We start from the raw sequence: 9,805 nt of genomic DNA, 5'->3' as shown, positions 1-9,805 counted from the left end.
TCATCGGCCAAAACCAGTGACGACTATTGGTTTTACGATTTGCTTGAGAAAAAGCACATTGAGGTCAAGGTTTCACCGAAACCGGAAACGGAAGGCAAGACAACACGTCGCTGGGTGATGCAATGTGGCAGCTTTCTTTCTCCGGAGAAGGCAGACAGTTTGCGCGCGCAGATCGCGTTATCAGGGCTTGAAGCCAACGTGATGACAACGAAAGAAAAAGATGGAAGGCAGTGGTACCGCGTTGTGCTTGGTCCCTATGACAGTAAACGCAAAGCTGAGTCTGATCGCCATCGTTTGCAAGACAACGGATTGGTTGGTTGCCGGATTTGGTAGCTTAGTTTTTCGGTTTGGGGTTGATGGGCAAGTAAAAACTAAAAATTGAGCCCTCGCCTTCACGACTGTTAATCCATAAATGGCTGTCAACCAGTGCCAACAGTTGTTGGCATATCGATAAGCCAAGACCGAGGCCGCCATGCAAACGGGTCAGGCTTGAATCCCGTTGCTGAAAGGGTTTAAGCACTGCACCCTGCATCTCTTGGGACATACCAATGCCACTGTCGGCAACAGATATCATCCATTGATCATCGACCTGCTCGATGCGAATTTCGACAAAGCCCTCCTCGGTAAATTTGAAGGCGTTTTGTATGAGATTGGTCATGACCAATTCAAAAATTTGTTTATCCGCATAAAGTGTTAAGTCAGGATCGATATGAATGCGGATATCTAGATGACGCTTGGTGCTTCGTTCGTTTTGCAAAAGACGAATCACTTGCTCCACAATCGGCCGGGGAGCGAATTTTTCATACCGGATTGCGAAATTGCCAGCTTTGAGTTGCGATAGGCTAATTAAATTGCCAACCAAAAGGTTGAGGCGCAATCCTGCATTGAAGATTTCATTGACGGCGGTCTTGATGTCATCGGAAACCTGACCAAGCAGGCCATCCCGCAATAGCTGCGCCATACCCATAATGCCGTTGAGTGGCGTTCGAAGCTCGTGCGACACATTGGCCAACAATTCGTCCTTGGCTCTATCCACGGCTTCTAGTCTTGCTTGTAGTGCTTCAGCTTCTCGAAGTTGGCGAACATGCTTCTGCCGCCATAACAAAAGTGCAATCAGGCCGATGACGACATACAAAGTGAGCGCCAGTGGACTCAACAAAGGTGGGCTGGTCACATAGAGCATGACAGGACGGTATACCGGGCTGTAACGTGCGCCGAGGCGCGCTCTTAATTCGAGGGTGTAAGTCCCGGCGGGCAAGTTCGTATAACTGATGGTCAAGCCCGGGTCCGCTAGCCGTGTCCATTTTTTATTCAACCCAGCCAATCGATATAAAACATCCCCCTGTCCAAGTCGAGACAGCACGGGCGTGGACAGCACAAAGCGAACCGATTGGTGGGTAGAGGGGACTCTTATTGTGAACAGGGAAGCTTGTGTTTCAGTGCTAAGATAATGCCCATGCTCAAGCCGATCATCGATAAAAATTTGCTCCACAATGGGTGGCGCCACTTTTTCTAATGACAAAACCTGGCCGGGTGGATTCGGGACAAATGAAAGCCCTCCGTTGTAGCCAAGCCACAAACCATCAGCATCGGCGGCAAAAGCGCCGTAGGCACGAGGCGCATCGAATAAACCGTTCGCCGTATTCAATACTTTAAGAATATTCAGGCTTTGATCCACCAAAGCAATGCCTTGCTCTGTGCCAATCCACATGAGTTTGTCTGCTCGGCCACGGATGGCAAAGACAGTGGCATCCGGCAAACCATTCTCTCGGGTGAGGTGTTGCAAAGAAAAGTCCCGCACATTTAATTTAGACAAGCCGGCGCGCGAGGCAATAAAAATTGAGTCACCGTCGATATGAATGTCATAGATGAGGTTATGCAGCAAACTTTTCTCGTCATCAGTTTGATGACGAAAATTCAAAATTTGGCCGGTGGCTAAGTCGAGGCGGAATAGCCCATGAACAGTCGTGCCAACCCAAAGATGGTTTGAATCATCGGCATTGATGGCCAGAATAAATGGGCGTTCTTTGGTGTCGGACAACAACGAAACTTGTTGAAAACGTCCCATCTCTCGATCATAACGATATAGGCCATTGTTTGTGCCAATCCATGAAATGCCAGACTGATCAACAAAAATACGGGTGACCCACTTCGCTTCAAGTCCCTTCTCTTGACCAAATTTGGTAAACCGATTGGCCAACGGTGAATAGTGGTACAGGCCACCGCCATCAAAACCAACCCAAAGTCCCCCCTGTGGTGCCTTGTGAATGACGTAAGGTAGGGCATGTGGCGTGGGCACAAACGTTTTTTCGCCAGTGTCCCGTTTAATTCGCCAAAGGCCCTTACGCAATTGGGTCACCCACAAATCTTCGCGATCGACTTCGATCCAAGAAACCCATTGTGCCTTTTCAACCAGGTCCTTTGGTTTTGATAAGAGTCGGTACGGCATGTCTTTGGCTTCCGTTGGCAGATAAAATAGGCCGGCATAAGTGCCAAACCATAGGCCACCATCGGATGTCTGGGTGAGCGCAAAAATTTGTTTGTCGCGGAGTGATTGATGAAACAGTGGAGAGGGAAACAAATGATGCTGTCGACCATTGGCCTCAATGAGCCATCCCCCTTGAACATAACTGCCCACCCAAAGCCGGCCGAATGAATCTACCAGCAGTTGTGTGATCAGCGGGTGTTCGCTTTGCGTGAGCATCACTCGAGAGAGCTGTCCATCACGAGGCAGTCGAAACAGGCCGTCTCGTGTGCCGATCCAGATGGTTCGGTCGTCAGTGACGGCCAGCGCGCGTATTTCGGGCAAAGTTGTCGTGTTTTCGGACACCAGAATCTTGGCTTGGTTGGATTGAATCTGGACGAGGCCTTTGCCCGGCACACCCAACAAGAGACTGCCGTTCGGTGCAGCCAGTGCACTGCGAATGGGGTGGGTTAACCAAGGATGTGACACAGGATGACGGTGAAACGCATCTGCGTCGGCTGAATAGACGAAAAGTCCTTGATTCGTGGCGGCGATAATTTGGTTATCGGAATCCTCAAGCAGTCGGTATACCGACAACGGTTGGCTGGACGTGATGTCATCGACTTGTACGCGACGAAAGCTGTCCGTCACGTAATCATACTGCGCGATGCCATCACGAGTGCCAACCCAAAGACGCTGCTGCGAATCGGAGAGCAGCGCCGTAATGCGGGGATGCGGAAGTTGAGAATGCTTTTGTGGCAGATAGCTGTGGAGGCGTGTCCCGTCAAATCGGGCAAGGCCATTCGGGGTGCCGATCCAGAGAAACCCCAGGTGGTCCTCTTCAAGGGCCACCACGGTGGAGTGTGGCAAACCTTGCGACGTACCAAAATGCCGCATCCGGAAATAGAGCATATCGGCGCTGGCCGACACAGCGATGGCGGCATAAAGATAAATGACGACAAGCTGCCAATAACGTGACATAGGCCTCCACGGGTCGAATTAGGGGGTTAAGCCAAGGACCTTTTTTCCTTGTTTGAACACGACATCTACCGGGATATTGGCGGTCTTGAGACGGTCCAAATCTTTTTGCAATGAGGCATCAATGATGCCCATGTCGTCGAGCCATTTTTTGGCGCGCTGGTAGTCACCATCACCCTGAATAGTCAGGATGTCATGCGACAAGGCGGTCATGGCTTTTTGGAAGTTGTCAAAATTGACACGGTATGTGCCGGTGTTTTCGTCACGGCTGAATGCGCCCATTTGGCGGAAATAGTTGAACCGAAGCATGTTGGCTCGTCCGTGGGCGCTTGAGGCGCCAAAGCGAACGGAACGGAAAATTCCAGCCAAAAACGTGGTGTAATAATCCATCAGTTCGCCTTCATTGAGCACACCCTGTTCATGTAGCTTGGTGATCATATATAAGCCAAGAATGTCTGCCTTGCCTTCTTCAAGGGCCGAAGCGGTTTCTTTCAATGCATGTCGAACGGTGCCTCGTCCATTAATCGTATTTTTAATCCCTAGGCCGTGTGCGACTTCATGAAACATTGTGTTGGCGAAGAAAGCGTGAAACTTGATGTGCTTGCGTTGCGCTGGATCGATGAGCACATTGGCAATAGGGACTAAAATGTGATCAAACTTGGCCTTCATCGCGTTTTTAAGCTGTAAGCGCCGCGTGCCTTTTTTGAGCTGAACACGCTCGTCATTTGGCAGATTGATGGCGATGGTTTTTGAGCCAGCGTTCGAATGTCCCGCGTAATAGATCACATCATAGGCATTCAGGTCACTGTCGCTGCCGGGTTGTTCCGCTTTGTATTGCTCCGGAACAGGCAGTCCTTGCTGGAGCTGTGGCAAATACTGTGCAAAGCGGGCCAGTTTCTGGCTCCATTCCTTGTCTTTCAGCAATACGTACGCTTCAAAAGCGGCCCGATAGCCAAACAATTGGTCTTCATAAGTTTCAATGGGACCGATCACCAGTTCGATGGGGTTGTCCTTCATGTCCATCCAAGCCATGTCCGATGGGAAATACTCATCGGTCAACAACGCCTTTGCGCGCAGTCGAAGGTATTCGGCGAAATGTTTGTTTTCTGCCAATGCTGCGGCCTCGTTGAGCAATTGAGCTGCCTGGCTTAGCGCATCGTGATAGGCAACATGATAGGGCACGAGCGTCAACTTCCCTGCTTTGTCACGACGCACGAGCGAATAAAGGCCGTCTTTACCGGGCTGTTGCCAACGGTCGAACTCTTCTTTACTCATGTCTGCCGGATAAAAATTGGCACCTAGGGGCTTGGCACCAAAACCTGTCAAAAACGGCTTGTCACCATCCAGCCGATCCCAAGGGCCGTAATTAATCACCGCGAAACGGCGCGCGACAGGGTCCTTAATTTTGCTTAAAAAAGGCTGGGGTTCGCCAAAAGCCTGCAGCCAAAACAGTTTGTCCATGATTTGTGCTGCATCAATTAATTTCGCCAGCATTTTCTTCTGATTATCGGAATAGCCAGATAAATCAGCGGTCAACGTCACTTCCGCATAAATATTGGCGCGGGCCCGAGCCGCGTCATCGCGCCAGTCATAGCCAGTGGCTTCGTGACTTTTGGCGGTGGCGCTGTTTTCTTCGGATGGTTGTTGGCAGCCGACAAGACCGACGAAGGCAGAGAAAAGAATTAGACGTTTTATCATTTTTGTCCCGTAACAATGGTTTAAGCATATAATGGCATTTCACCACAAAACGTGTTATCTCGCCACAATCGACTTGAAGTTGGCGGTATCTGTCCCCATTAAGCCATGAACCAGAAACTCCGGAGCAATTTCATGGAGCAATTTCGAGGAACGACAATTTTGTCCGTCCGTCGCAATGGTCAAGTGGCCATTGGTGGCGACGGTCAGGTGTCCATGGGCAACACCATAATGAAGGGAAACGCGCGCAAGGTCCGGCGCTTATACCACGATCAAGTCATCGCTGGTTTTGCGGGTGGTACGGCGGATGCATTTACCCTTTTCGAGCGTTTTGAAAGCAAATTGGAACTGCATCAAGGGAAGTTAATGCGCGCTGCAGTTGAGTTGGCAAAGGACTGGAGAACCGACAAAATGTTAAGGCGTCTGGAGGCCTTGCTCGCGGTCGCCGACAAACACCACTCCTTTATCATTACTGGCAACGGTGACGTGGTGGAGCCTGAAGATGGCTTGATGGCGATTGGCAGTGGTGGCCCCTATGCCCAAGCAGCGGCGCGAGCATTGCTTGAGCACAGCGAGTTGTCGGCAGAAGCCATCGTGCGTGCCGGATTATCCATTGCCGCAGACATTTGTGTGTATACCAACCATCATTTCACCATTGAAACTCTGGAAGCCGAATCATGAGCCAGATGACCCCACGTGAGATCGTTCACGAACTTGACAAGCATATTATCGGCCAGTCTGAAGCCAAGAGAGCGGTAGCCATCGCCTTGCGAAATCGTTGGCGCCGCATGCAGGTGGCCCCGGAATTGCGCAAAGAGATTACGCCCAAGAATATTTTGATGATTGGTCCGACGGGGGTGGGCAAAACAGAAATTGCACGACGTCTCGCCGCCCTTGCGCAAGCGCCTTTTATTAAGGTGGAAGCAACTAAATTCACGGAAGTCGGTTATGTCGGGCGAGATGTGGATTCAATCATCCGGGATCTCGTCGATGTGGCAATGAAAATGGTGCGTGAGAAAGCGCGGGAAAAGGTGCGTCAACAAGCCGTCGAAGCGGCGGAAGAACGCATTTTGGATGCTTTGGTGCCTCCTCCACGCACGTTCGATGAAGAAGCTTCTGCGGATTCCGCCGCGCGCCAGGTGTTCCGTAAAAAATTGCGTGAAGGACAATTGGACGAGAAGGAAATTGACATTGATGTGGCCGCAAGTCAACTTGGGGTTGAGATCATGGCGCCACCGGGGATGGAGGAGCTGACCCAGCAACTGCAGGGTTTGTTCCAGAATATGTCCAGTGCTCCGCGCAAGCAACGACGACTGAAGATCAAGGATGCGATGCGTATTCTGGTCGAGGAAGAGGCCGATAAGCGGCTTGACCCAGAGGAGCTGAAATTACAGGCCATTGATGCCGTTGAGCAAAACGGCATCGTATTCATTGACGAGATCGACAAAGTGGCAAAACGTTCCGAGCATGGTGCCGATGTGTCCAGAGAAGGTGTGCAGCGGGACTTGTTGCCCTTGGTGGAAGGCTGTTCGGTCAATACTAAATATGGGATGGTGCGCACGGATCATATCTTGTTCATTTGTTCTGGCGCTTTTCATTTGGCCAAACCATCAGACTTGATACCTGAGCTTCAAGGACGGTTGCCAATTCGCGTTGAGCTACGTTCGCTTGGCGTGGAAGATTTTGTTCGAATTCTGACAGAACCGGATGCGTCTTTGACTAAACAGTACGCCGCATTGCTCAAAACCGAAGGCGTCGATTTGCGCTTTACCGATGATGGTGTTCGGCGCTTGGCTGAGCTTGCCTATCAGGTCAATGAAACGACAGAAAATATCGGGGCGCGCCGGCTTCATACCTTAATGGAGCGATTGCTCGAAGAAGCATCTTTCACTGCCGGCGAGCAGACGAACGAAGTGGTCGTTGATGCCGCCTATGTGGACGCGCAGCTCCGCGATCTGGTACAAGATGAAGATCTCAGTCGTTTCATTCTGTAGTGGCCATGCGACCGGTACAGATTCTCTGGCATAAAAAATCGCGATGCCTAGAACTGGTGTATGAAAATGGCCGGCGCTTTAAGTTGTCGGCCGAATACTTGCGCGTTTATTCACCATCGGCGGAAGTGACCGGTCATGGCGGGCAAGGTGGCCAGCTCGTTTCCGGCAAGCGATTTGTCAGCATTCAACGCATTGAGCCAGTCGGCGATTATGCGCTTCGTTTTGTATTTGATGACGGACACGACAGTGGCCTATATACTTGGCGATATCTTTATGAGCTGGCAATGCGCCAACCCCAAAAGTGGACGGAGTATCTCGAGAAATTGAGACAAGCGGGCGCGAAACGAGAGCCAGATGATGTCACCATTCTTCGCCTGGATTAGCACAATGAACAATGATGAACAAGAACTGATCGACTTTGGCTTCCAGAAGGTCCCGAAGCCGGAAAAAAAGAAAAAAGTCGCGAATGTCTTTCATTCGGTCGCGGCTAAATACGACCTTATGAATGACCTGATGTCGTTTGGCATACATCGGCTTTGGAAGCGATACACGGTCGCGTTAGCAGGGGTGCGTCCCGGTCAACGCGTGCTTGATCTGGCCGGGGGGACCGGTGACCTGACGGCACAATTTGTGCGACTTGTGGGGGCAGAAGGGCAGGTCGTGTTGGCGGACATTAACGCCTCCATGCTTGAAGTGGGTCGCGAGCGTTTGACCAACCGAGGGATTGTCTCCGGAGTGGAATATGTTCAGGCCGATGCGGAAAACCTGCCGTTTTCGGATGACAGTTTTGATTGCGTGACCATTGCTTTTGGATTGCGCAACGTCACGGACAAGATGGCGGCGTTACGCTCGATGTTGCGGGTGACAAAACCCGGTGGTCGAGTGCTGGTGCTAGAGTTCTCCAAGCCACAGTCCGAACTTTTGGCGAAGTTGTATGATCTGTACTCTTTCAATGCGTTACCGGTCATGGGACAGTTGGTGGCAGGTGACTCAGAAAGTTACCGTTATCTTGCCGAATCGATACGCGTCCATCCGGATCAGGAAACGCTGCGGCAGATGATGCTTGATGCTGGGTTCGATCGGGTCGATGTCCACAATTTGACAGGGGGCATTGTTGCCATTCACCGTGGGTGGAAAGCCTGAATGTGGATGTTGCGAACGATTCAAACACAAATGCTCGAAGTCCTGGCCACCAGCCTCGTTACGGCGGATCCCGCATGGTCGGAACGCATCCGTCCCATCGTTGGCTGTCGCGTACGGATTCGTGTGGATGACTTGCCCATCGATTGGATCATTCAGCCATTCGAGCGCCAGATAAAAGTGTGGCCCGGTGCGTCAGACGATGACGAAGATGTGCTTGTGCATGGCCCTTGGCAGGCGTTTTTGCACACCGCCCGCACTCAGGGGCCGGACGCGCCCATGACCGTTGGTGCCTTGCAGATAAAAGGAAATGCCTCGGTAGCGCAAGTCCTCATGTCGTCATTAATGGCGTTGTCGCCAGATTGGCGCAGTCAACTGGCGCCGTGGCTAGGGGACGCTGCGGCGGACACTCTTGTTCAGATAGCCGAAAACGTAGAATCGTTTGTGCGTCAAGCCTTCGCGCAGCAGAAGGCACAGTGTGTCGATGTGGCGCGACATCAGCTTGGGTTGATGGCTGAAAGAGCCGCCTTCGAAGATTTCCAACAGGCGCTAGTGGCATTGTCATCGGATGTGGCGCGTGTGCAAGCTCGCTTGACGAGGTTAGAGAGGCAATTGTCGTGAAGTGGTGGCGGCAGTTTTGGCGACTTTATCAGATTCAGGCGACGCTGCTTCGTTATCGTTTAGACGAGGTGGTTGACGAAGGAATTCTGCGTTGGTGGCTTAAGAGTCTGCGTTTGATGCAACCATGGCTTTGGCGACGTCCGCCAGGCGATTACGGTGAACGGTTGCGCGATGCGCTTGTTCACCTTGGTCCAGTGTTCGTCAAATTTGGCCAGCTGATTTCAACCCGCAAAGACTTGTTTCCTGACGAAATCACCAATCCGTTGCAAGCGTTGCAAGATCGAGTGCCGCCGGTGGATGGTGTGGATGCGAAAAGTGCGTTAGCCGAGATATTCGGGCAGCCGGTTGAAGCGCTGTTTGCCGAGTTTGATACGACGCCTTTGGCTTCAGCTTCGGTCGCACAAGTGCATGCTGCCAAATTGCCTAACGGTGAGGCGGTGGTGATCAAATGGTTGCGTCCGGGCATTGAACGCATTGTGGCGCTCGATGTGGCGCTGATGAAAAGTGTGTCGCAATTTTTGCATCGGCGCTTACCAAAAATACGGCGTTTTCGTTTGCCGGAAGTGGTGGCTGATTACCGCCGCACCATTCTAGACGAGCTAGATTTGCGGAGGGAAGCGGCCAACCAAGCCCAATTGCACCGCAACTTTGCCGATTCTGAAGATTTATATATCCCGAAAGTTTACTGGGACTACTGTCACCGGCGCGCCATGGTGTCCGAGCGAATTTATGGGTTGGGGGTCGGTGACATTGAAAAGCTCAGAGCAGCGGGCGTCAACATGCAGCGTTTGGCTGAAAAAGGGGTTTCGGTATTTTTTACGCAAGTGTTTCGCGATAATTTTTTTCATGCCGACATGCACCCCGGCAATATCTTTGTCGATGCGACTCATCCGGATAACCCCAAGTATATTGG

Annotated in this window: 9 protein-coding genes; 7 read left to right on the top strand and 2 right to left on the bottom strand. The window is 51.5% G+C overall.

Annotated features, from left to right (window positions below):
* The coding region (locus D6694_02490) for a hypothetical protein (protein RMH47192.1) at positions 1-333 on the top strand (333 nt) is incomplete at its 5' end.
* Position 334: 1 nt separating this feature from the next.
* Here the strand turns inward: D6694_02490 and D6694_02485 are convergent.
* Both D6694_02485 and D6694_02480 read right to left on the bottom strand, forming a co-directional pair.
* Positions 335-3,445: a hypothetical protein gene (locus D6694_02485; GenBank protein RMH47191.1), complete on the bottom strand. Its 3,111-nt coding sequence runs from the start codon at positions 3,443-3,445 to the stop codon at positions 335-337.
* Between the two features lie 18 nt (positions 3,446-3,463).
* Entirely contained in the window at positions 3,464-5,140 is a 1,677-nt protein-coding gene (locus D6694_02480) for a Zn-dependent hydrolase (protein RMH47190.1), read from the bottom strand.
* A gap of 132 nt (positions 5,141-5,272) precedes the next feature.
* Between D6694_02480 and hslV the strand changes: the two genes are divergently transcribed.
* The 6 genes from hslV to D6694_02450 all read left to right on the top strand — a co-directional run.
* Positions 5,273-5,818: an ATP-dependent protease subunit HslV gene (hslV, locus tag D6694_02475; GenBank protein RMH47189.1), complete on the top strand. Its 546-nt coding sequence runs from the start codon at positions 5,273-5,275 to the stop codon at positions 5,816-5,818.
* Positions 5,815-7,131: an ATP-dependent protease ATPase subunit HslU gene (gene hslU, locus D6694_02470; GenBank protein ID RMH47188.1), complete on the top strand. Its 1,317-nt coding sequence runs from the start codon at positions 5,815-5,817 to the stop codon at positions 7,129-7,131. Before hslV ends, hslU begins: the two co-directional genes overlap by 4 nt.
* A 5-nt stretch (positions 7,132-7,136) precedes the next feature.
* A complete protein-coding gene (locus D6694_02465) occupies positions 7,137-7,514 on the top strand; it encodes a DUF971 domain-containing protein (GenBank protein ID RMH47194.1) in 378 nt (125 codons plus the stop codon).
* Positions 7,515-7,518: 4 nt separating this feature from the next.
* The gene (gene ubiE, locus D6694_02460; protein ID RMH47187.1) at positions 7,519-8,274 is read left to right on the top strand and encodes a bifunctional demethylmenaquinone methyltransferase/2-methoxy-6-polyprenyl-1,4-benzoquinol methylase UbiE; all 756 of its coding nucleotides are present in this window, start codon (positions 7,519-7,521) and stop codon (positions 8,272-8,274) included.
* The gene (locus D6694_02455; protein ID RMH47186.1) at positions 8,275-8,892 is read left to right on the top strand and encodes a hypothetical protein; all 618 of its coding nucleotides are present in this window, start codon (positions 8,275-8,277) and stop codon (positions 8,890-8,892) included.
* Between the two features lie 116 nt (positions 8,893-9,008).
* Positions 9,009-9,805: ubiquinone biosynthesis regulatory protein kinase UbiB (locus D6694_02450; GenBank protein ID RMH47193.1), on the top strand; the 797-nt coding region annotated here is incomplete at its 3' end.

The sequence above is a fragment of the Gammaproteobacteria bacterium genome (assembly GCA_003696665.1).
Taxonomy (GTDB): Bacteria; Pseudomonadota; Gammaproteobacteria; order Enterobacterales.
This window is presented reverse-complemented; position numbering and strand designations above follow the sequence as displayed.

Coding starts and splice junctions, on each gene's coding strand:
- D6694_02485 (RMH47191.1), bottom strand. CDS start 3,445: ATGTCACGTTATTGGCAGCTTGTCGTCATTTATCTTTATGCCGCCATC.
- D6694_02480 (RMH47190.1), bottom strand. CDS start 5,140: ATGATAAAACGTCTAATTCTTTTCTCTGCCTTCGTCGGTCTTGTCGGC.
- D6694_02455 (RMH47186.1), top strand. CDS start 8,275: ATGTGGATGTTGCGAACGATTCAAACACAAATGCTCGAAGTCCTGGCC.
- hslV (RMH47189.1), top strand. CDS start 5,273: ATGGAGCAATTTCGAGGAACGACAATTTTGTCCGTCCGTCGCAATGGT.
- D6694_02465 (RMH47194.1), top strand. CDS start 7,137: ATGCGACCGGTACAGATTCTCTGGCATAAAAAATCGCGATGCCTAGAA.
- hslU (RMH47188.1), top strand. CDS start 5,815: ATGAGCCAGATGACCCCACGTGAGATCGTTCACGAACTTGACAAGCAT.
- ubiE (RMH47187.1), top strand. CDS start 7,519: ATGAACAATGATGAACAAGAACTGATCGACTTTGGCTTCCAGAAGGTC.